Source organism: Sphingomonas morindae (genome assembly GCF_023822065.1).
GTDB lineage: Bacteria > Pseudomonadota > Alphaproteobacteria > Sphingomonadales > Sphingomonadaceae > Solisphingomonas > Solisphingomonas morindae.
The window spans coordinates 1,273,450-1,296,609 of sequence record NZ_CP084930.1 but is presented as its reverse complement, the minus strand read 5'-3'; the positions used below and the strand labels follow the sequence as shown (position 1 = coordinate 1,296,609).

Here is a 23,160-nt window from a genome sequence, read left to right as displayed (position 1 = left end):
ACGGGCGGCCAGCGATCGGGCGATACGTCCGAGAGCCGCATAATCGGCCGGATCGCGGCCGCCCGTCGCCTCGCCGCTGCCGCGCGGATCTCGTCGGAAAGCTTCGGAACCCTTGGCGCGCTGCGGCGCTTTCCGCTTGAGCCCTAACCCAGGACAAGTGGAGATCGGCATGACCTTGCTGGCGGACGAACGACGCGTGGACGAAGCGTCGTCGCGGGACGGTGTGGACGTCACGCTCACCGTCAACGGCACGGCGCACAGCCTCACCATCGAACCCTGGGTGACGCTGCTGGATCTGGTGCGCGAGCGGCTGGGCCTGACCGGCTCGAAAAAGGGCTGCGATCACGGTCAATGCGGCGCCTGCACCATGTTGGTGGATGGCAAGCGGATCAACTCCTGCCTCAGCCTCGCCGTCACCCGCGACGGCGCCGACATCACCACCATCGAGGGGCTGGGCACGCCGGATGCGCTCCATCCGCTGCAACAGGCCTTTATCGATCACGATGCCTTTCAGTGCGGCTTCTGCACGCCCGGCCAGATCTGTTCGGCGGCGGGGCTGATCGCCGAGGGCCGGGCCACGAGCCGCGAGGAGATTCGCGAGCTGATGAGCGGCAATATCTGCCGCTGCGGCGCCTATACGAACATCGCCGACGCGATCGAGCAGGTGCTGGCGGAGTCCGCGCGATGAACCGCTTCGCCTATGCCCGCCCGGCGACCATCGCCGATGCCGCCGCGCTGCTGGCGCGCCCCGGCACCCGTGCGATCGCGGGCGGCACCAATATCGTCGATCTGATGAAGGAAGGCGTCGAGTCGCCCGATCTGCTGGTCGATCTGCGCCGCCTGCCGCTGTCCGAGATTCGCGAGGGCGAGGGCGGGGCGCTGAGCCTGGGCGCGCTCGTCACCAATGCCGACACGGCCTATGATCCGCGCGTGGCGGAGCGCTTTCCCCTGCTGGCCAGCGCCATTCTCGCCGGCGCCAGCGCCCAGCTGCGCAACGCCGCCACCAATGGCGGCAATCTCAACCAGCGGACGCGCTGCTATTATTTCTACGACGTGGCGACGCCCTGCAACAAGCGCGAGCCCGGCAGCGGCTGCGGCGCGCTGGGCGGCGTCAACCGCATCCACGCGATCCTCGGCGCGTCGGACCAGTGCATCGCCACCCATCCCAGCGACATGTGCGTGGCGCTGGCGGCGCTGGCGGCGCGCGTCAAGCTGCACGGGCCGGACGGCGAGCGGATCGTCGAATTTGCCGATTATCACCGGCTGCCGGGCGATGATCCCAGCCGCGACACCAATTTGGCGCCAGGCGAGATCGTCACCGCGATCGATATCGATCCGTTCGACTGCGGGCCGCACTGGACCTATCTGAAGCTGCGCGATCGTCTGTCCTATGCCTTCGCGCTGGTCTCGGTGGCGGTGGCGCTGCGGATCGAGGCGGGCGAGGTGCGCGAGGCGCGGATCGCGCTGGGCGGCGTGGCGCACAAGCCGTGGCGCCGGCCCGAGGCGGAGGCGCTGCTCGTCGGCCGGGCGGCCGAGGACGAGGCGGCGTTCGAGGCCGCCGCCGCGCGGCTGGTGAAGGGCGCGGTGGGCCAGGGCGGCAACGACTTCAAGATCGAGATGGTGCGGCGCGCGATCGTGCGCGCCCTCGGCCAGGCGGCGGCGGGCACGCCCCAGCCGATCGCCGACAAGCGCATCGCCTGAGGAGAGACGATATGGCCACCCACGCCCCCCAGATGAGCCGCATCGGCGATCCCCTCAGCCGCGTCGACGGCCGGCTGAAGACCACTGGGACCGCGCGCTACACCGCCGATTTCCCGCATGAAGGGCTGGTCTATGGCGTGATCGTGTCGAGCGCGATCACGCGCGGCCGGATCGTCGAGATCGACGGCAGCGCGGCCGAGGCGCTGCCCGGCGTGCTCACCGTGCTGAGCCACGCCAACCGCCCGGCCTATGTGGAGGCCGACAAGGCGTGGCACGATATGGTGGCGCCCAAGGGCTCGCCCTATCGCGTGCTCGATACCGATGAGGTGCGCTGGGCGCAGCAGCCGGTGGCGCTGGTGGTGGCGGAAAGCTTCGAGGCGGCGCGCCACGGCGCGCGGCTGGTGCGCATCCGCTACGAATCCGCCCCGCACCAGACGGATATCGACCATGCCCGGGCGGAGGCCTTCAACCCCAAGGGCGACGGCACCTATTCGCCCGAGAAGTCGCGCGGCGATTTCGCCGAGGCCTTTGCCGCCGCGCCGGTGCGCGTGGAGGGCGAATATCGCCTCGCCTTCGAGCATCACAATCCGATGGAGCCGCACGCCGCCACCGCGCTGTGGCGGCCGGACGGCAGCCTGCTGGTGCATGACAAGACCCAGGGCTCGCAGAACAGCCGCGATTATCTGGCGGGCGTGTTCGGGCTCGAGCCCGACCAGGTGGAGGTGGTCGCGCCCTTCATGGGCGGCGGCTTCGGCTCGGGGCTGCGGCCGCAATATCAGCTCGCGCTGGCGGCGCTGGCGGCGCGCAAGGTCGATCGCCCGGTCAAAGTGGTGATGACGCGGCAGCAGATGTTCTCGCATCAATACCGCCCCCATGTCGCGTTCGACATCGCGCTCGGCGCGGACGAGGATGGCCGGCTCCAGGCGATCAACGCCGATTGCACCGGCGTCACCTCCCGCTTCGAGACCTTCGCCGAGAATATCGTCGACTGGCCGGCGCGCATCTATGCGTGCGACAATGTTCGCCTGGATTACCGCGTCGCGCCGATCGACACCTATACGCCGGGATCGATGCGCGCGCCCGGCGCGGCCACCTCGCTCAATCTCTTCGAGATCGCGATGGACGAGCTGGCTTATGCCGCGAACATGGATCCGCTGGCGCTGCGCCTCGCCAATTATTCGGACAAGGACCAGATCACCGACCAGCCCTACACCTCCAAGGCGCTGAAGGAGGCGTACCGCATCGGCGCCGAGCGCTTCGGCTGGGGCAAGCGCAGCATGGCGCCGCGATCGATGAAGGACGGCCGCGAGCTGGTCGGCTGGGGCATGGCGACGGGCGTCTGGGAAAGCCTGTTCCAGGCACATACGGTGCGCGCGCGGCTGGGCCTGGACGGGCGGCTCGAGGTGGCCAACGCCTCCGCCGACATCGGCACCGGCACCTATACGATCATGACGCAGATCGCGTCGGAGGAATTGGGGTTGCCGGTCGACCGGATCGACGCGCGGCTGGGCGATTCGTCGCTGCCCAAGGCGCCGGTGGAAGGCGGCAGCTGGGGCGCGGCCTCGATCGGCAACGCGCTGCTGCTGGCCTGTGGCAGCCTGCGGGAGAAGCTGCTCTCCGCCGCGCGCCGGCGTGAGCAGAGCCCGCTCGCCAATGCCGGCATCGAGCAGGTGGAATTTGTCGGCGGTACGATCCGGCTCAAAAGCGATCCGTCCCGCGCGATCGATCTGACCGATCTCGTCCATGGCGAGGGCGGCCCGATCGAGGCGGAGGAAAGCAACAGCCCCGATCAGCTCGCCGCCCCCAAAAAGGCGCGCAACACGCACCAGGCGGTGTTTGTCGAGGTGAAGGTGGACGAGGCTTTGGGACAGATCCGCGTCACCCGCGTCACCGCGGCGGTGGCGGCGGGCCGCATCATCAACCCCAAGACGGCGCGCAGCCAGATTCTGGGCGGCGTGGTGATGGGCATCGGCATGGCGCTGCACGAGGAAACCATGGCCGATCACCGGCTGGGCCGGTTCATGAACCATAATCTGGCGGAGTATCATGTGCCCGCCCATGCCGATATCGCCGATATCGACGTGGTCTTCGTGGACGAGCCCGATCCGGAGGTGAACCCGATGGGGATCAAGGGCCTGGGCGAGATTGGCATCGTCGGCACGGCGGCGGCGGTGGCCAATGCCATTTTCCACGCGACCGGCCGCCGCGAGCGCAGCCTGCCGATCACCATCGACCGCCTGCTCTAGCATCCGCTCGCTTGATCGCCCGCCGCCAAGCTGCGAAGCAGGCGGGCGGGGGGCGATCAAAGGGGCGAAGATGCGGCGAGCGATAGCGGGCGTGGTGGCGGGGCTCCTCCTGGGCGCGGCGCCGCCGCCGGAGGGCGATTCCCATCGCGATCTCGAGGCGGTGGATGGCGCCGCCGCGCTCGCCACGGTGAAGGCCTGGAACGCGCGCAGCCTCGCCACGCTCGAGGCGCAGCCGCATTTCGCCGAAGATCGCGCCCGCGCCGCCAGGCTGCTCGCCGATCCCGCCAAGATCGCCACGCCCGATGCGATCCTGGGCGATCAGGTGCTCAACCTCTGGCAGGATGCGGCGCATCCGCGCGGCCTTTGGCGCATCGCGGATCTTGCGGGCTTCGCCGCCGGCCGGCCGCACTGGCGCACGCTGATCGATATTGGCGCGCTGGGCGCCGCCGAGCATCGCAAATGGGTGTTCAAGGGGGCGGAATGCCTGGCGCCCGCCTATGTCCGCTGCATGGTGGCGCTGTCCGATGGCGGCGGCGACGCGGTGGTGGAGCGCGAATTCGATCTCGCCGCCGGCCGCTTCGTGCCGGGCGGCTTCACCCTGCCCGAGGCCAAGACCAGCCTCGCCTGGGCCGGCCCCGACGCGCTCTATGTCGCGACCGAATACGGGCCGGGCAGCATGACGCGCTCCGGCTATGCGCGCATCGCCAAGCTGTGGCGGCGGGGCACGCCGCTCGCCGCCGCCACGCTGGTGGCCGAGGGCGAGGTGGGCGATGTCTCCGAGGCGGTGGCGAGCTATGCCGATGGCGATCGCCAATGGCCGATGGTGGTGCGCGGCATCGATTTCTATCATCGCGCGGCGAGCCATATCGCGCCCGACGGGCGGCTGGTGGCCTCGCCGCTGCCGCGCGACGCGCAGATCGAGGATGTGCTGGACGGGCGCGTGATCGCCTCGCTGAAGAGCGCCTGGCAGGGCCATCCGGCGGGCGCGATCGTCGCCTATCGCATCGCGGATCTGCTCGCCGGCCGCACCCCCGCGGTGGAGCGCGTCTTCACCCCCACGCCGCGCCAGGCGACGGTTTCGGTCGCCGCGGGCATGGGGCGCTTGTGGATCCAGTATCTCGACGATGTGTCCGGCCGGCTGGTCGGCCTCGCCCGCGATCCGGCGGGGCACTGGGCGGGCGCGCCGGTGGCGCTGCCCGACAAGGCGACGGTGCATCTGCTCGCCGCCGCCGGCCGCAGCGCCATCGCCTTCGCCGAGGTAGAGGCGATGCTCCAGCCGCCCACGCTCTACGCCGTCCGGCCCGATGCCGCGCCGGCGGTGGTGCAGGCGCTGCCCGCGCGCTTCGACGCCGCCGGCATGACGGTGGAGCAGCGCTTCGCCACGTCGCGCGACGGCACGCGCGTGCCCTATTTCCTGGTGCGCAAGCCGGGCGCGGCGCCGGGCCCGGTGCCGGCGCTGATCCACGCCTATGGCGGCTTCGAACTGCCGCAGACGCCGGCCTATCTCATCAACGAACCCTATCGATCGGGGCCGGCGGGGCTGTTCTGGGTGGAACGCGGCAATGCCTATGTGCTCGCCGATCTGCGGGGCGGCGGCGAATATGGGCCCGCCTGGCACGATGCCGCGCTGCGCGAGAAGCGCCAGAACGCCTATGACGATCTGTACGCGGTGGCCGAGGATCTGGTCCGCACCGGCATCACCGCGCGCGGCCGCATCGCGGTCTCGGGTCGCTCCAATGGCGGGCTGATGGCGGGCGTGGCGATGACGCAGCGGCCCGATCTGTTCGGCGCGGCGGTGATCGGCTCGCCGCTGCTCGACATGAAGCGGTACAGCCATCTGCTCGCCGGGGCCTCGTGGATCGGCGAATATGGCGATCCTGACGTGCCGGCGGATTGGGCCTTTATCCGCCGCTACGCGCCCTACCAGAATCTCGTGAAGGGCCGGCGCTATCCCGTGCCCTTCCTCTATACCTCGACGCGCGACGACCGCGTCCATCCCGGCCATGCCCGCAAATTCGCCGCGCGGCTGCAGGATTATGGCGATCCCTTCTTCTATTACGAAGCGATCGAGGGCGGCCATGCCGCCGGGGTGGAGCCGGCGCAGGATGCGCTGCGCGCCGCGCTCGTCGCCGCCTATCTGGAACTGGAGCTGCCGCACGACGGGCCGGCGCGGCACATCGGCCCGCGCTGAGGCGCCGCCCTGCCGGCGCCGGCGGGCGCGGGCGGGCGACGGGGCTTGCCAGCCTCGCCGCCAGCCGGCAGGGCCGGCCGATGAACCGCACGCTCTGGCAAGGCGAAGCGCGCGCCACGCTGGCGCTCGCCTATCCGCTGATCCTCACCAATCTCGCGCAATCGCTGATCCAGGCGACCGACGTGGTGCTGCTCGGCTGGGCGGGACCGCGCACGCTGGCGGCCGGCGCGCTGGGGGTGAACCTCGTCACCGCCTGCCTGATCTTCGGCATCGGGCTGGTCACGGCGGCGGCGCCGATGATCGCGCGCGCGCTCGGCCGCCGCGCGCACGATGTGCGCGACGTGCGCCGCACCGTGCGCCAATGCTTCTGGGTGGCGGCGGTGGCGGTGGTGCCGATGTGGCTGCTGCTCTGGCATGCCGAGGCGCTGCTCGTGCTGATGCACCAGGATCGCGCGCTCGCCGCCGGCGCGGCGCACTTGGTACGGCCGATGATGTTCGGCATGCTCCCCGCCTTTCTTTACACGGTGCTGCGCGCCTTCGTGTCGGCGCTGGAGCGGCCGGGCTGGGCCTTTCTCGCCGGCGGCACCGCCGTCATCACCAATGCGCTCGGCAATTACGCGCTGATCTTCGGCCATTTCGGCCTGCCCGCGCTCGGCCTGTTCGGCGCCGGCCTGGGGAGCGCCCTTTCCAACACGCTGATGTTCCTGATGCTGGCGCTGGTGGTCGTGCGGCATCGCCGGTTCCGCCGCTATCATCTGTTCGGCCGCTGGTGGCGGGCGGATTGGGCGCGCTTCCGGGCGATCGCGCGGCTCGGCCTGCCGATCGCGGTCACGCTGACGCTCGAGGTGACGATCTTCAACGCCGCCGTCTTCCTGATGGGCCTAATCGGCACCGCCGAACTGGCCGCGCATGCGGTGGCGATCCAGCTGGCGGCCTTCTGCTTCATGGTGCCGCTCGGCCTTGCCCAGGCGGCGACGGTACGCGTCGGCCTGGCCTATGGCCGGCGCGATCGGGCGGCGGTGGCGCGCGCCGGCTGGTCCGCCTTCGCCATCACCATGGCGGTGATGAGCAGCACCGCGCTGCTGCTGTTCGTGGCGCGGCGGCCGCTGGTGGGGCTGTTCCTCGATCTCGCCGATCCGGCGGAGGCGCGGGTGGTGGCGCTGGCCACCGCCTTTCTGGGAGTGGCGGCGCTGTTCCAGCTGGTCGACGGCGCGCAGGCGGTGGGCGCGGGCATGTTGCGCGGGCTGCACGACACCACGGTGCCGATGCTGTTCGCGCTGATCGGCTATTGGGTGGTGGCGCTGGGCATCGCGGTGTTTCTGGCCTTCGGCCTGGGCTGGGGCGGGATCGGCGTATGGATCGGACTCGCCGCCGGGCTGGCGACGGTGGCGTTGCTGATGATCGGCCGCTGGGCGCGGCGCGACCGGCTCGGGCTGATGCCGCGCTGAGCGGGTCCGGACCGGCGGCCGCCGGCCCGGGCGCGCGCTTAGTCGGTCTCGTCGGCCGAGAGGACATCCTCCTCATCGGCGTCGAGCTGCCGATCAATCTCCTCCGCGATGAGATCGAGCTGCTCGTAGCTGGCGGTGAGCTCCACCGTCTCGCCGCCGTCCAGCTCGAAGCGCAGGCGGTAGGTTTCGCCGTCGCGTGTAATTTCGAATCCCGTGAGCGATTTCGCCATGGCCGTGTCTCCCAAGTGGCGGGCTGAAAGCGCCGGCGGCGAAGCTCGGTTCCCGCGCGCCGCACGAACATAGCGGCGAAGCGTGAGGCTTTGGTGACGATGCCCCCGAGGCGTTAACCAAGATTGACACGGGCGGCCGCCGGGTTTGTTAGATCGGCGGTAGCTTGGTGGAGATGCGCGATGGCCGAAGGACGCAAGATGGGACCGGACAAGGCTTCGGCCGGTGGCTGGGGCGCGCTCAACGCCACCGAGCGGCAGCTCGGGCGGCAGCGGATCCTCGTCAAGGGCAATCGTCTGCTGCTGTCGATGAACAAGCCCGGCGGCTTCGACTGCCCGAGCTGCGCCTGGCCCGATCCGCGCGAGCCCCATACCGCCGAATATTGCGAGAATGGCGCCAAGGCCGTTGCCTGGGAGGCGACCGCCAAGCGCACCACGCCCGAATTCTTCGCCGAACATACGGTGACGCGGCTGCGCGGCTGGTCGGATCACGCGCTGGAGGATCAGGGCCGGCTGACCACGCCGCTCCGCTACGATCCGGAGACGGACACCTACCAGCCGGTGACGTGGGAGACGGCGATCCGCGAGATCGGCGAGACGGTGCGCGGCCTCGATCCGCAGCGTGTCGAGCTATACACCTCGGGCCGCGCCTCCAACGAGGCGGCCTTTCTCTGGCAGCTCTACGGTCGGCTGCTCGGCACCAACAATTTTCCCGATTGCTCGGACATGTGCCACGCCACCACCACCATGGCGCTGCCCGAGAGCATCGGCGTCGGCAAGGGCACGGTGACGCTGGACGATTGGGCGCAGTGCGATGCGCTGTTCATCATCGGCCAGAATCCGGGCACCAACAGCCCGAGGATGCTCGGTCTGCTGCACGACATGGCCAAGCGCGGCGTGCCGATCCTCTCCTTCAACCCGCTCAAGGAGCGCGGGCTGGTACGCTTCACCGATCCGCAAAGCCCGCTTGAGATGCTGACCGGCCGCGGCCAGACGATCAGCTCGCACTATTACCAGCTGCGCACCGGGGGCGATCTCGTCGCCATGCAGGCGCTCTGCAAGCTGGTGATCGAGGCCGACGACGCCGCGCGCGCGGCGGGGGCGGCGCGCATCCTCGACGTGGATTTCCTCGCCGAGCATACCCATGGCTTCGAGGCGTTCGCCGATTTCTGCCGCGCGCTCGATTGGGAGACGATCGAGCATTATACCGCGCTCACCCGCCAGCAGCTGGAACAGGCCGCCGCCGTCTATTGCAAGGCCGAGCGGGTGATCTGCTGCTGGGGGATGGGCATCACCCAGCATCGCAATGGCGGCGATGCCATGCAGCAGATCATGAACCTGCTGCTGCTGCGGGGCAATGTCGGCCGGCCGGGCGCGGGCGCCTGCCCGGTGCGGGGCCATTCCAACGTGCAGGGCGATCGCACCGTCGGCATCAACAAGACGCCGACCGAGCCTTTCCTCCAGCGGATGGACGCCGCCTTCGGCTTCACCAGCCCGCGCCCCTGGGGGCATGATACCGCCGAATGCTGCGAGGCCGTGCTGCGCGGCGAGGTGGATGCCTTTCTCGCGCTGGGCGGCAATTTCTTCCGCGCGATCGCCGATACCGATCGCGTCGCCGCCGCCGTGCCCAAGATCGGGCTGACCGTCTACATGGCGACCAAGCTCAACCGCAGCCATCTCACCCATGGCCAGCGCTCCTACATCCTGCCCGTGCTCGGCCGGACCGAGCGCGACGTGCAGGCGGGCGGCCTGCAATCGGTGACGGTGGAAGACAGTTTCGCGATGGTCCATGCCTCGACCGGGCAGCTGCAGCCCGCCAGCCCCGAATGCCGCTCCGAACCCTGGATCATCGCCGCGCTCGCCAAGGCGAGCGTCGCCGATCGCGCACCGATCGACTGGGACGCGCTGGTCGGCGACTATGGGCTGATCCGCGACAAGATCGAGGCCGTGATCCCGGGCTTCGAGAACTACAACACGCGCATCCGCGAGCCCGGCGGCTTCCATCTGCCGATCGCGGCGCGCGAGCGCCGCTGGGAGACCAAGACGGGCAAGGCCAATTTCCTGTTCGATCCCACGATGCGCGACGCCGATGATGACGAGCCCAGCCGGCCGCATTTCCAGCTGATGACGACGCGCAGCCACGATCAGTTCAACACCACCGTCTATTCCTACAATGATCGCTATCGCGGCGTATCCGGCGAGCGGATGGTGGTGTTCATGAACGAGGCGGACATGGCCGCGCACCGCCTGACCGAGGGCGATCTGATCGAGTTCACCACCGTGTTCGACGATGGCATCGAGCGCAAGGTGGGCGGCTTCAAGGTGGTCGCCTATGATGTGCCGCCCGGCTGCTGCGCGGCCTATTATCCCGAGACCAACGCCCTGCTGCCGCTCGCGCACCGCGACCGGCGCAGCAACACGCCGGCGGCAAAATCGGTGCCGGTGCGCATCACCGCCATGGCGCCGGGCGCGCCGGCCAGCGCCACGCCCGAAGTGTCGGAACGCCTGCCCGACCGCGTGCCGCTGACCGTGCCGCAATCCTGACCAAGCCATAAAGCCGATCCCGGGCGCGTGCGCCTTCAGCATTTCTTTGCCACTCTCTGGCACCACGCGCCCGGGCCAAGACGTGGTCGCGTGAAGGGGCGTGGGCGTGATCCGGTTGTTCAGGCATTATATTCCGCATGCGGTGCTGCTGCTCGGAGCGATCGACGCCGCCTTGCTCGCCGCCGCGGCGGAAACCGCCTGGGTGGTACGCGCGCATCAGATCGGCATGACGGTGACGCCGCTCGCCACGCGCCTGGGGCCCTTGCTGTCCTTCGTGTTGGCGGTGCAGGTGGCGATGGTGTCGGTCGGCGTCTATGGCGTCGATGCGCTGCGCTCGGTGCGGTTCGCGGCGGTGCGGCTGATCGTGGCGGTCGCGCTCGGCGTCGTCGGGCTGGCGGTGCTGTCCTTCCTCGTTCCGGGGCTGACGCTGTGGCGCTCGAACGCGCTCTACGCCGCCCTGCTGGCGCCGACGCTGCTCACCTTCGCGCGGTTGCTGCTTGGCTCGATGATCGGCTCGGATGCGTTCAAGCGGCGCGTGCTGGTGCTGGGCGCGGGCGCGCGCGCGGCGCGGCTGCGGAGCCTCGCGGCCAAGCCGGGCGCGGGCTTTCTGCTCTGCGGCTTTGTCGGCATGAGCGATGGGCCGGACGCGGTGCCGGGCGCGATTGACCGCGCCGCCATCGCCAGCCTGTCCGATCATGTCGTCAACCTCAAGGCGAGCGAGGTGGTGCTGGCGCTGCAGGAGCGGCGCAACGCGCTGCCGCTCCAGGATCTGCTGCGCATCCGCACGACCGGCGTGCAGGTCTACGACATTGCGAGCTTTCTTGAGCGCGAGACGGGCCGGATCGATCTCGCCACCGCCAATCCCAGCTCGCTGATCTTCTCCGACGGCTTCTCCTCGGGCCGGCTGCTCTCCTCGGTGGCGAAGCGGCTGTTCGATATCGCCGCCAGCCTGATCCTGCTGGTGGTGGCGGCGCCGGTGATCCTGATCATGGCGGTGGTGGTGCGGCTGGAAAGCCCCGGCCCCGCCTTCTACCGCCAACGCCGGGTCGGCCTGTTCGGCGACGAGTTCGAGGTGATCAAGCTGCGCTCGATGCGGCAGGATGCCGAGATCCCCGGCCAGGCGGTGTGGGCGGCCGAAAATGATCCGCGCATCACCCGCGTCGGCCGCTTCATCCGCAAGGTCCGCATCGACGAGCTGCCCCAGATCTGGGTGGTGCTGGCGGGCAAGATGAGCTTTGTCGGCCCGCGGCCCGAGCGCCGCCAGTTCGTCGAGGCGCTGGAGCAGCAGCTGCCTTATTATGCCGAGCGGCACATGGTGAAGCCGGGCATCACCGGCTGGGCGCAGATCAACTATCCCTATGGCGCGAGCCTGGACGATGCCCGCAACAAGCTCGAATATGATCTCTATTACGCCAAGAACTACACGCCCTTCCTCGATCTGCTGATCCTCCTCCAGACGCTGCGGGTGCTGCTCTGGCCGGCGGGCGCGCGCTAGGCGCCGCCGCCATAGCGGAGTTCGAGCAGATCGAGTTCGCGGACGATGCGGCGGACGAGCAGGCTGCCCGCCTCGCGGCCGCGCGCCAGCCGGAGCGCCTCGCGCCGCGCCGCGCGTAGGCCGGCGAGCCGCAGCTCGCTTTCGATCCGATCGAGCTGGCGCGTTTCGGCCGGGTCCCTGTCCTCGCCACGCACCGCGACGCGCCGCGCGTAAAACTCCGCCAGCCGCGCGCCCGCCTCCTGGTAGAGCGGCGCGTCGCGCGCATCGGCATGGGCGCGCTCGGCCTTCTGGATGGCGCGGAGCGCGGCCTGGTATACCTGGGCGCGGACATGCTGCTCGGCCAGCTCGGCGTCGCGATCGGGCGGCAGCACCAGCCCTTTGAGCAAAAGCGGCAGCGCCACGGTGGCGATCAGCAGCGACAGCAGGATCACGCCGGCGGCGAGGAAGATGACGAAGTCGCGGCCGGGCAGCGGGCTGCCATCGGCGAGGGTGAGCGGCAAAGTGAGGATGCCGGCGAGCGTGATCGCCCCGCGCACCCCGGCGCAGCTCGTCGCCGCCACCAGCCGCAGGTCCGAGCTGCGGAACGGACGCTGATCGCGCCGCCGCAACAAAGTGAGGCGCAGCGACGCCCACACCCAGCAGAAGCGCAGCGCCGCCAGCACCAGCGTGATCGCCACCACATAGCAGGCGAGCCACCAGCCGGTGCGGCCGCCATAGGATTGCACCGCGCGGATCGCGCCGGCGGCGATCCCCGGCATCTGCTCGCCCAGCAGGACGAAGACGATGCCGTTGGCGGAGAATTGGATGGCATCCCATACCGAGGTGCGCCGCAGGCGCGTTTCCGCGCCCGCCCGGCCATTGCGTTCGGCGAAGGACATGGCGACCCCCGCCGCCACCGCCGCGAGAATACCCGAGGCGCCGGCCCGCTCGGCCAGCAGATAGGCGCCGAAGGGGAGTAACAGGCTGACCAGGATCTGCGCGCCCGGCTCCTCGCCGAAATGGCGCGTGAGCCAGCCCTTGGCGCGGATCACCACGATCGTCAGCCCCGCGCCGAGTGCCAGCCCGGCCAGCGCCGACCAGAGAAAATCCAGCCCCGCCTCGCGCAGCGAGAAATGCCCCGTGACCGCGGCGGCGATGGCGAAGCGCAGGCAGACCAGCCCAGACGCATCGTTGAACAGCGATTCGCCTTCCAGGATATGCATCAGCCGTGGCGGCACCGGCACGCGCTGCGCGATCGAGGAGACGGCGATCGGATCGGTGGGCGAGAGCACGGCGGCGAGCGCGAAGCAGATCGCCATGGGCAGCGCCGGCACCATCCAATGGATGAAGAAGCCCGCGCCGATTACGGTGAACACCACCAGCCCCAGCGCCAGCTCGATGATGATCGGCCCGTCCTCGCGCAGCGAATCCTTGGGCAGCCGCCAGCCATCGAGGAACAGCAGCGGCGGCAGCAGCACGAGGAAGAAAAGCTCGGGGTCCAGCTCCACCCGGATATTGGCGAGCAGCCCGATCGCGCCGCCCACCGCGATCTGCACCAGCGGCGTCGGGATCGCCGCCGGCACCATGCGGCCGATCGCCGCGCTGGCCGCGACCGCGACGAGCAGGATCAGGGCGACGGTGAAGGCTTCCATGGCGGCTCTCTCGTTCGGGATCGGCCCTCGCCGCCGGGGGCCGGGCCTGCCCATCAAGCGCGGCGGCCGGGATGACGTTCCCTAGGGCACGTTAACCTCCCGTTTTCGATCATCGGTTAAGCGCGGGGGATGCGGAATGCTCTCGCCTCCGTCGCGCTGCTGGCGCTCGCCGCGCTGCTGCCGGCCGGGTGCGCGCAGCGCGCGCCCGTGGCGGTGGTGCCGGCCATCGCGCCCGCCGCCTTCGATCGCCCGACGACGCTCGCGGCGGCGCAGGACGCCCTGATCCGGGGCGATGTCGTTACCGCGCGCGCGCGGCTCGCGGCGCTGCTGGCGCATGATCCCGCCGATCCCGAGGCGCATGTCCTGCTCGACGGGCTGGAGCGTGCGCCGCTGGATCTGCTCGGGCCGCGCAGCTTCGCCTATGCCGCCAAGCCCGGCGACACCTATGTCACGCTGTCCACGCGCTTCCTGGGTACGCCGCTCAAAGCCTATGCGCTTGCCCGCTACAATGGCGCGCGGGTGCCGGCGGCGCTCGCGCCGGGCACGATCGTCCGCATCCCCGGCGAGGCGCCGGCGCCGCCGCCGCGCCCCCGGGCGCGCCGCAGCCGTCCGGCGCGCGGCGCCGCGATCGCGCGGCGGGTCGATCCGGCGGGCGCGGTGCCGCTCCGCGCCGCCGCGCTGGTCGCGCTCAAGCGCGGCGATACGCCGCGCGCGCTCGCGCTGCTGCGCCGCGCGGCAGCGATCGATCCCGACAATCCGCTGCTGCGCCGCGATCTGGCCCGGCTGACCGCACGAACCGCTAGCTAGCGGCCGGCGAGCCCCAGCGCCCGATCGAACAGGGCGTAGAAGCCGGGCAGATCGACCTGCTCGACGATCGTCACGCGGCCCTCGCCGCGGTGCGGGCGGCCTGCCTCGGGCCAGACATGGGCGCGGCCATAATCCATGCCGCCATCGGTGTTCACGCGCATCCAGCCGGTCGTGCTGCGGGTCACGAGATCGGGGCGGACGAGAATGGCGGCGGCCAGCTCGTCCCACAGGGGCAGGCCGACCCAGGCGGTCTGCGCGTAATAGCGCGCGAGCGGGGTGCCGAGCGCCGCGATCCGCGCGACATGGTCCTTGGTCAGCAGCGTCTCGTTGCTGACGGTGCCGACGATCACGACATCGCCAAAGCCGGCCCGCAGCACCGCGTCCGCCGCTTCGGGATCGAACAGGAAGTTGAAGTCCGTGAAGAAATTGGCGCTGCGCGTGAGCCGCGCCATGTCGGTATCGACCATCCCGCCCATGATGACGAGCCGCCCCACATGGCTGGCGAACTGCGGATCGAGCGCGGTGGCGAGCGCGATGTTGGTCAAGGGGCCGGCGGCGAGGATGGACAGGCCGGGATGGGCGCGCGCCTGCGCCACCAGCCATTCGGCGGCGGTGCCGGGTGCGACGCGCAGCGCGGGATGGCGCACCGGCGGGGGCGCCGGATCGCCTGGCTTGGGATCGGCCCAGGCGCCGCGATAGGGCAGGGCGCCGAAGCGCGCCTCCCAGCCGGCCAGCTCGCTTTTGCTGCGCAGCAAAGGCTGGTTGGCGCCGGCCAGAACGGGGATATCGGTGCGCCCGATCAGCGCCAGGAAATCAAGCGTGTGCGCGGTCGATTCCGGCACATAGCTGTCCCCGATCACGGCGGTGAGGCCGAGCAGCCGGTGCCGGGGCGAGGCGAGCACGGGCATGATCGCCATGGCGCCGCCGGCCACCGACCAGTCATTGTCGATGATGACCGGGAGCGGCGCCGGCGCAGCGGCGGCGGCGGGCGCGGCGGCGAGCGGGAGGGCGGCGAGGAGCAGCGCCGCGAGCCGCCGGATCACGCGGTACGCTCGGGCACCGAAGCCGCGTCGGCCGTGATCGCATCGCGCGAGGCGACCGCTTCCCACGGGAAGACGAACCAGTCCTTCATCACCGCGCGATCGATGCTGCGCGCCGCATAATCGACGCGCTCGACCGACCGGATATTGTCGATCAGCGTCGCGAACCGCACCGCATTGGCATCCGCGCCCGCTCCGGCCAGCGCGCCGCGCAGATGCGCGATGGTGCGCCCGGTATCATTGATGTCGTCCACCACCAGCAGCGTCTCGCCCGCGCGCGTCCGTTCGGCGAGCCGCACCAGCAGCCCGTCGGCAAAGTCGGGCACCTGGCTGGAGATATCCACCGACAGCATCGGCAGCCCCAGCGCATGGCTGAGATAGACCGCCGGCACCAGTCCGCCCCGGCCGACGCCGATGATGAAGCGCGGCCGCCAGCTTTTGGCGGAGACCTGCTGCGCGAGCGCCATCACGTCGGCGAGGAAGGCATCGGCGCTGATCGGGGCGAGAATGGGAGTCATGCGGCAACCCTAATGGGCGGTCAAAAAGGCGTCGAGAGCGCAAAGATGCTGTACGAGATCGGCTTCGGGCAGGAAGGCGCCGAGAAAGGAATTGCGCGCCAGCTGCCCCAGCGCCGCCCGGTCCAGCCCCCGTCCGGCGGCCGCCGCGCGGTAATTGTCCGCCACATAGCCGCCGAAATAGGCGGGATCGTCGGAATTGATCGTCGCGCGCAGGCCGAGCGCGAGCATCCGGTCGATCGGATGCGCGTCCATCGCGTCGACCACGCAGAGCTTGAGGTTGGAGAGCGGGCAGACGGTGAGCGTCATCGCGTCGCGCGCCAGCCGGGCGACCAGTTCGGGCGATTCGAGCGCGCGATTGCCGTGATCGAGCCGATCGACCTGCAGCAGGTCCAGCGCTTCGGTGACATAGGCGGGCGGCCCTTCCTCGCCGGCATGGGCCACGCGCTTGAGCCCGGCCGCGCCGGCGGCGGCGAAGACGCGCGCGAACTTGGCCGGCGGGTGGCCCAGCTCCGACGAATCGAGGCCCACGCCCAGCAGCCGATCCAGCCAAGGTTCGGCGGCGCGGAAGGTGGCGAACGCCTCTTCCTCGTCGAGATGGCGCAGGAAGCAGAGGATCAGCCCGCCGGTGATGCCGTGGCGGACGCGCGCCTCCTCGACCGCCGCGAGCAGCCCTTCCATGACGATGCCGATCGGGATGCCGCGCGCCGTGTGCGTCTGCGGATCGAAGAAGATTTCGGCGTGGCGCACGGAGTCGGCGGCGGCGCGATCGAAATAGGCGCGGCCGAGATCGCGAAAATCCTCCGCCGTACGCAGCACCGCCGCGCCCTGATAATAAATGTCCAGAAAATCCTGGAGCCGCGAGAATTGATAGGCGGCGCGCACCTCTTCCACGGTGCGGAAGGGCAGATCGACGCGGTTGCGCCGCGCCAGCGCCATCATCAGCTCGGGTTCGAGGCTGCCTTCAATATGGAGGTGCAGCTCGGCCTTGGGCAAGGCGAGGATGAAGCGGTCGAGAGCGGGATCGTGCTGCATCGCCGCATGATCGCGCTCCGGCGCGTCCGATGCAAGGCCGGGCGACGACCAAGGAACGCGGAGCCGCGACAAGGTGTTGACCCGCGGTCCCGTGACGCAGCCAGCGAGAGAGATTGTGCCCCTTCCCCCCCGCCTCTACGCCACGCTTACCGATGCCGCCGATCCGGCCCTCGAGGCCGCGCTCCAGGCCGGGCTCGACGGGCTGCTGGTTCCCGGCGGCGCGCTGCCCGGCGGGGTCGACGCGGTGGCCGGCACGCTCGCCCGCATCCGCGAGGCGGGGCGCGAGGCGGTGGTCGAGATCGATCTGGAGCGCGGGCTGATCGATCATGTCTCGGCCGATCTGCTGGTGGAGCGGGTGCGCGCGCTGGTCGATCGCGGCGCCACCGGCGTGCGTCTCGCCGGATTGGAGAGGATCGCCGCCGAGCGGGTGCACGATATCGCACGCCTGTTGCGCGAGCGCCTGCCCGAACTCCGCCTCTGGGCCGGCCCGTTCGGCTATGCCCGCGCCACCGCCCATGGGCTGGCGGCGGTGGATGCGCTGATCGCCTCCTATGGCTGGTGGGATTATAGCGCCCCCTGGTTCGCCGAGGAGATGGCGGCGCTGGCGGCGCTCAAGCCCGTGCTGGTGGAGGTGCGGCCGCACCAGCTGCGCGGCGCGGACGATCCGATCGGCGCGCGGCGGCGGGTGCTGGGCGCGGTGGCGCTGGGCGACGCGATCCTGCCGGCCTCGGTCTTCGCGGATGCGGCGCTGGCCGATCAGCTGGCGGCGATGCGCGCGCAGCCTCTTCCCGCGGGCACGCGGCTGCGCCGCCTGACCGACAGCGAGGCGCCCGTCACCGCCTTGCTGCGCAGCGCCGAGGATGTGCGGACCGCCGAGAACGCGGCGCTGCTGCTGTTCAACCGGCGCGACACGCCCGAGCCCGTGCCCGCCGCCGATCTGGTGCTGCCGGCCTTGGGAAGCGGCTTCGCGCTGCCGTCGCTCGATCCGCTCGGCGCGGGCGAGGTGCGGGTGGTGCCGCTCGCGCGCACCGCGCCCATCGGCTTCGCTCCCGCCGAGGACGCCGAGGCGGCGGCGGACTGGCCGCGCCTGGTGATCGAGGCCGTGGCCCCGGCGGTGAGCGGCGGCGCCTTCGCGGTCAAGCGCGTGGTCGGCGAGACGCTGGCGGTGTCGGCTACCATCTATGCCGACGGCCATGAGCAGCTCGCCGCCGAGGTGCAGTGGCGGCCGCTGGATGAGAGCGAATGGCGGTCCGCCCCGCTCACCGCGCAGCCCAATGATCTCTGGACCGGCGCCTTCCCGCTGGAGCGGCTGGGTCGGCACCTGTTCCGGATCGAGGCCTGGCTCGATCGGTTCGGCGGCTTCCGGCGCGATTTCGCCAAGAAGCTCGACGCCGGCGTCGCCCAGCTCGTCGATCACGAGGAAGGCAAGAGGCTGGTGCGCGAGGCCGCCGCCCGCGCCGATCTCGGCGATTGGGTGGCGCGGCTCGACGCGCCGGGCGCGGACGGCGCCGCGCTGCTGCTCGATCCCGCGCTCGCCGCGCGCATGGCCGCCGCCGACGACCGCCCGCACCGGCTCGTCTCCTCGGAGCAGCTGGTGGATGCCGAGCGGCTCGAGGCGCGCTTCTCGAGCTGGTATGAGATCTTCCCGCGCTCGATGAGCGGCGATCGCAGCCGCCACGGGCGGTTCGAGGATGTCATCGCGCATCTGCCGCGGATCCGCGACATGGGGTTCGACACGCTCTATTTTCCGCCCATCCACCCGATCGGGCGCGCCAATCGCAAGGGCCCGAACAACAGCCTCACCCCGGCGCCGGGCGATCCGGGCAGCCCCTATGCGATCGGTTCGGAGGCGGGCGGCCATGATGCCATCCATCCGGAGCTGGGCAGCTTCGAGGATTTCGCCCGGCTGATCGCCGCGGCGCGCGACCATGGGCTGGAGATCGCGCTCGATTTCGCGATCCAATGCTCGCCCGACCATCCCTGGCTCAAGGCGCATCCCGGCTGGTTCGCCTGGCGGCCGGACGGATCGATGAAATATGCCGAGAACCCGCCGAAGAAATATCAGGACATCGTCAATGTCGATTTCTACGGGCCGGACGCGGTGCCGGGCCTGTGGCAGGCGCTGCGCGACGTGGTGCTGCTCTGGGTGGAGCAGGGGGTGAAGACCTTCCGGGTCGATAATCCGCACACCAAGCCGCTGCCCTTCTGGGAATGGATGATCGGCGATGTGCGGGCGCGGCACCCGGAGGTGATCTTCCTCGCCGAGGCCTTCACCCGCCCCGCGATGATGTACCGCCTCGCCAAGATCGGCTTCTCGCAGAGCTATACCTATTTCACCTGGCGCAACACCAAGCAGGAACTGACCGACTATCTGGAGGAGCTGACGACCGAGGCGCCCAAGGAATTCTACCGGCCGCACTTCTTCGTCAACACGCCGGACATCAACCCCTATTTCCTTCAGACCTCAGGTCGGCCCGGTTTCCGCATCCGCGCGGTGCTGGCGGCGACGCTGTCGGGCCTGTTCGGCGTCTATTCGGGCTTCGAACTGTGCGAGGCGGCGCCGCTGCCCGGCAAGGAGGAATATCTCGACAGCGAGAAATATGAGCTGCGCCCGCGCGACTGGGCCGCGCCCGGCAACATCGTCGCCGACATCACGCTGCTCAACGGGCTGCGCCGCGCCCATCCGGCGCTCCAGACCCACCTCAACACCCGCTTCCTCAAGGTCGATAACGACGCCATGCTCTATTACGCCAAGCCCGAGCCGCAAGGCGGCGGCATGATCCTCGTGCTCGTCAATCTCGATCCGCACGCGCCGCAGGAGGGCAGCTTCGAGGTGCCGCTCTGGGAATTCGATCTGCCCGATCATGGCAGCGTCGCGGTCGAGGATCTGGCGCGCGGCTACCGCTTCGACTGGCACGGCAAGACGCAGACGATCCGCCTCGAGCCGGACGAGCCCTACAGGATCTGGCGCATCGCGCCGCAGGGAGGCCAGGCATGACCGATCTGCCCCGCGCCGACGATCCGCTCTGGTACAAGGATGCGGTGATCTACCAGCTCCATGTGAAGAGCTTCTTCGATGCCAATAATGACGGCATCGGCGATTTCGAGGGCCTGCTCGAGAAGCTGGACTATATCGCCGATCTCGGCGTGACGGCGATCTGGCTCCTGCCCTTCTATCCCAGCCCGCGCCGGGACGATGGCTATGACATCGCCGAATATCGCGACGTTTCGGCGGATTACGGTACGATGGAGAGCGCGCGCGCGTTCATTGCCGCGGCGCATGCGCGCAATATCCGGGTCATCACCGAGCTGGTGATCAACCACACATCGGATCAGCATCCCTGGTTCCAGGCCGCGCGCCGGGCGCCCCCGGGCAGCCCCGAACGCGATTTCTATGTCTGGTCCGATAACGACAAGCTCTATTCCGGCACGCGCATCATCTTCCTCGATACCGAGAAATCCAACTGGACCTGGGACGAGGAAGCCGGTGCCTATTATTGGCACCGCTTCTATTCGCATCAGCCGGACCTCAATTTCGACAATCCCGCCGTGCTGCGGGAGGTGCTTTCGGTGATGGATTTCTGGTGCGAGGCGGGCGTGGATGGGCTGCGGCTCGACGCCATCCCGTATCTGATCGAGCGCGACGGCACCTCCAACGAGAATCTGCCCGAGACGCACGAGGTGCTGCGCAAGATCCGCACGCATCTGGATGCCAAGTGGCCGGGCAAGATGCTGCTGGCCGAGGCCAATATGTGGCCCGAGGATACGCAGCAATATTTCGGCGAACGCGCGGACGAATGCCATATGGCGTTCCACTTCCCGCTGATGCCGCGCATGTACATGGCGGTGGCGCAGGAGGATCGCTTCCCGATCACCGACATCATGCGCCAGACGCCGGACATTCCGGAAACCTGCCAATGGGCGATCTTCCTGCGCAACCATGACGAGCTGACGCTCGAGATGGTGACCGACGCCGAGCGCGACTATCTGTGGAACACCTATGCCTCGGACCGGCGGGCGCGGATCAATCTCGGCATTCGTCGCCGGCTGGCGCCGCTGATGGAGCGCGACCGCCGCCGCATCGAGCTGATGAACGCGCTGCTGCTCTCCATGCCCGGCACGCCCGTGCTCTATTATGGCGACGAGATCGGCATGGGCGACAATATCTATCTGGGCGATCGCGATGGCGTCCGCACGCCGATGCAATGGTCGATGGATCGCAATGGCGGCTTCAGCCGCGCCGATCCGGCGGCGCTCACCCTGCCGCCGATCATGGATCCGCTCTACGGCTATCAGACGATCAACGTCGAAGCCCAGCAGGTGGACCGCCACTCGCCGCTCAACTGGACCAAGCGCATGCTGGCGGTGCGCGGCCAGCATCGCGCCTTCGGACGCGGCGCGCAGCGCTTCCTCCGTCCCGCCAACCGCAAGGTGCTCGCCTATTTCCGCGAATATGAGGAGGAGGCGATCCTGTGCGTCGCCAATCTCAGCCGCACCGCCCAGGCGGTCGAGCTGATGATGCCCGAGTTCGAGGGGCGGGTGCCGGTGGAGATGACGGGCGGCGCCGCCTTCCCGCCGATCGGACAGCTTCCTTACATGCTGACGCTGCCGCCTTACGGCTTCTACTGGTTCCGCCTCGCCGATGCCGGGGAGGGGCCGGAATGGGCCTCCACCGCGCCGGGGCTGGAGATTGAGCGCTATACCTTCGTACTGCGTCCGGCGCTGGCGGATATCGCGCTCGGCGCCAATCGCGGCGTGCTCGAGAAGGACATACTCCCCGCCTATGTGCCGCAGCGGCGCTGGTTCGGCGCCAAGGACGAGGCGATCGTCGCGACCCGGCTGGCCTGGTCGGCGGCGGTGCCGAACGAGCCCGACCTGCTGCTCGCCGCGATCGAGGTGGAGACCGGATCGGGCACGGGCCGCTACATGCTGCCCTTCGGCATTGTCTGGGAAGGCGAGCAGCCGGGCCGCTACGCCTCCAATCTCGCGCTGGCGCGGGTGCGGCGCGGACGCACCGTGGGGCTGCTGACCGACGGCTTCGCGGTCAACGCCTTCGCCGGCCGGATGGTCGAGGCGATGCGCGACGGCGCCGACCTGCCGACCGGCGGCGAGGGCCGGCTGCGCTTCACCCATTATGAGGGCTTCGCGATCGATCCCGAAACCCCGCCGCACTGGCTTTCGGCCGAACAGTCGAACAGCACGCTGCTGATCGGCGAGGCGGCGGTGCTCAAGCTGCTGCGCAAGATCACGCCCGGCATCCATCCCGAGATCGAGATGGTGCGCTATCTCACCGCCGGCGGCTTCGCCCATGTGCCGGCGGTGCTGGGCGATGCGCGGCTGGTGGAAGGCGGCGAGGAGAGCGTGGTGATGCTTGCCCAGGCCTATGTCCACAACCAGGGCGATGGCTGGGAATGGACGCTCGGCGTGCTCGACCGGCTGGCGAGCGACGACGAGGACAGCCTCGCCAATTACGAGAATTTCGCCTGCACGCTGGGGCGGCGGCTGGCGGAGATGCATCGCGTTCTGGCGCGGCCGACCGACGATGCCGCCTTCGCCCCCGAACCCTTCGGCGCGGCCGAGGCGGGGGCGCTGGCGGATCGCGTGGTGGCCGGCTTCGAGGCGGCGCTGGAACCGATCGCCGCGCTGGCGGACACGCTGGACGATGCCGCCTTCCTGCGCGACCAGCACCAGGCCATCGTCGCGCATCTGCGCGCGGCGGCGCGGCTGGCCAAGGGCGAATATCGCACCCGCATCCATGGCGACCTTCATCTCGGCCAGATGCTGGTGACGGGCAGCGACATCATGCTGATCGATTTCGAGGGCGAGCCCGCACGCAGCCTGGCCGAGCGCCGCGCCAAGGACCATCCGCTGCGCGACGTGGCGGGCGTGCTGCGCTCCTTCGCCTATGCCACCGCCGTCGCCCAGCGGCAGCGCCCGGCGGAGGCCGATGCCGAGGCGGTGCGGACCGACGAGCGCTACGCCGATTTCCGGGTGCGCGCGCAGCGCACCTTCCTGACCGGCTATACCGGCGAGAGCGAGCCCGAGATCGGCGCGCTGCTCCAGCTGTATCTCATCGACAAGGCGGCCTATGAAGTGCGCTACGAAGCCGCCAACCGGCCCGACTGGATCGGCGTGCCGATCGCGGGGCTGGCCCGGGTGGCGCGGATGCTGCTAGGGGCGGCCGGTGGCTGAATCGTACTTAACGAAGATAGTTTCGGCGCCGCCGTGGAACGCTAGACGGTGTTCGTCATTTGAGCGCTCTGGGCCGAAGGGAGGGTAT

At 69.8% G+C, this 23,160-nt stretch carries 15 protein-coding genes; 10 read left to right on the top strand and 5 right to left on the bottom strand.

The window, feature by feature from the left end; translation table 11 throughout:
* The first annotated feature begins 169 nt into the window (after positions 1-169).
* The 5 genes from LHA26_RS06315 to LHA26_RS06295 all read left to right on the top strand — a co-directional run bounded on the left by LHA26_RS06315 (position 170) and on the right by LHA26_RS06295 (position 7,586).
* Positions 170-688: a (2Fe-2S)-binding protein gene (locus tag LHA26_RS06315; RefSeq protein ID WP_252167879.1), complete on the top strand. Its 519-nt coding sequence runs from the start codon at positions 170-172 to the stop codon at positions 686-688.
* Positions 685-1,701: an FAD binding domain-containing protein gene (locus LHA26_RS06310; RefSeq protein WP_252167878.1), complete on the top strand. Its 1,017-nt coding sequence runs from the start codon at positions 685-687 to the stop codon at positions 1,699-1,701. Before LHA26_RS06315 ends, LHA26_RS06310 begins: the two co-directional genes overlap by 4 nt.
* Positions 1,702-1,712: 11 nt before the next feature.
* On the top strand, positions 1,713-3,947 hold the full coding sequence (locus LHA26_RS06305) for a xanthine dehydrogenase family protein molybdopterin-binding subunit (protein ID WP_252167877.1): 2,235 nt from the start codon (positions 1,713-1,715) through the stop codon (positions 3,945-3,947).
* 70 nt (positions 3,948-4,017) lie between these two features.
* Entirely contained in the window at positions 4,018-6,138 is a 2,121-nt protein-coding gene (locus LHA26_RS06300) for a prolyl oligopeptidase family serine peptidase (RefSeq protein ID WP_252167876.1), read from the top strand.
* Between the two features lie 80 nt (positions 6,139-6,218).
* On the top strand, positions 6,219-7,586 hold the full coding sequence (locus LHA26_RS06295) for an MATE family efflux transporter (protein ID WP_252167875.1): 1,368 nt from the start codon (positions 6,219-6,221) through the stop codon (positions 7,584-7,586).
* A 38-nt stretch (positions 7,587-7,624) separates the two neighbouring features.
* Here the strand turns inward: LHA26_RS06295 and LHA26_RS06290 are convergent, their stop codons facing one another.
* A complete protein-coding gene (locus tag LHA26_RS06290; RefSeq protein ID WP_252167874.1) occupies positions 7,625-7,816 on the bottom strand; it encodes a hypothetical protein in 192 nt (63 codons plus the stop codon).
* Between the two features lie 180 nt (positions 7,817-7,996).
* Between LHA26_RS06290 and LHA26_RS06285 the strand changes: the two genes are divergently transcribed.
* Positions 7,997-10,357 carry an FdhF/YdeP family oxidoreductase gene (locus tag LHA26_RS06285; protein WP_252167873.1) on the top strand — a complete coding sequence of 787 codons (2,361 nt, stop codon included), beginning with the start codon at positions 7,997-7,999 and terminating at the stop codon, positions 10,355-10,357.
* A 106-nt stretch (positions 10,358-10,463) separates the two neighbouring features.
* Entirely contained in the window at positions 10,464-11,852 is a 1,389-nt protein-coding gene (locus LHA26_RS06280) for a TIGR03013 family XrtA/PEP-CTERM system glycosyltransferase (protein ID WP_252167872.1), read from the top strand.
* Here the strand turns inward: LHA26_RS06280 and LHA26_RS06275 are convergent.
* Positions 11,849-13,483, bottom strand: a complete 1,635-nt coding sequence (locus tag LHA26_RS06275; RefSeq protein WP_252167871.1) for a Na+/H+ antiporter — start codon at positions 13,481-13,483, stop codon at positions 11,849-11,851. The genes LHA26_RS06280 and LHA26_RS06275 overlap by 4 nt on opposite strands.
* A 129-nt stretch (positions 13,484-13,612) precedes the next feature.
* Here LHA26_RS06275 and LHA26_RS06270 point away from each other — a divergent pair, with 129 nt between their 5' ends.
* On the top strand, positions 13,613-14,290 hold the full coding sequence (locus tag LHA26_RS06270; protein ID WP_252167870.1) for a tetratricopeptide repeat protein: 678 nt from the start codon (positions 13,613-13,615) through the stop codon (positions 14,288-14,290).
* On the opposite strand, the gene LHA26_RS06265 is transcribed toward LHA26_RS06270, so the two are convergent.
* From LHA26_RS06265 to LHA26_RS06255, 3 genes are read right to left on the bottom strand one after another with little or no spacing between them, the layout of a single operon-like run.
* Positions 14,287-15,333: a nucleoside hydrolase gene (locus tag LHA26_RS06265; protein ID WP_252167869.1), complete on the bottom strand. Its 1,047-nt coding sequence runs from the start codon at positions 15,331-15,333 to the stop codon at positions 14,287-14,289. The genes LHA26_RS06270 and LHA26_RS06265 overlap by 4 nt on opposite strands.
* Complete coding sequence (locus tag LHA26_RS06260; protein ID WP_252167868.1) at positions 15,330-15,848, bottom strand: phosphoribosyltransferase; 519 nt, start codon at positions 15,846-15,848, stop codon at positions 15,330-15,332. Before LHA26_RS06260 ends, LHA26_RS06265 begins: the two co-directional genes overlap by 4 nt.
* A 9-nt stretch (positions 15,849-15,857) precedes the next feature.
* Positions 15,858-16,880, bottom strand: a complete 1,023-nt coding sequence (locus tag LHA26_RS06255) for an adenosine deaminase (RefSeq protein ID WP_252167867.1) — start codon at positions 16,878-16,880, stop codon at positions 15,858-15,860.
* A 115-nt stretch (positions 16,881-16,995) separates the two neighbouring features.
* Between LHA26_RS06255 and LHA26_RS06250 the strand changes: the two genes are divergently transcribed.
* Together LHA26_RS06250 and treS are read left to right on the top strand one after the other, a co-directional pair.
* Positions 16,996-19,878 carry a maltotransferase domain-containing protein gene (locus tag LHA26_RS06250; RefSeq protein WP_252167866.1) on the top strand — a complete coding sequence of 961 codons (2,883 nt, stop codon included), beginning with the start codon at positions 16,996-16,998 and terminating at the stop codon, positions 19,876-19,878.
* Positions 19,875-23,072: a maltose alpha-D-glucosyltransferase gene (gene treS, locus LHA26_RS06245; protein WP_252167865.1), complete on the top strand. Its 3,198-nt coding sequence runs from the start codon at positions 19,875-19,877 to the stop codon at positions 23,070-23,072. Before LHA26_RS06250 ends, treS begins: the two co-directional genes overlap by 4 nt.
* Positions 23,073-23,160: the final 88 nt, after the last annotated feature.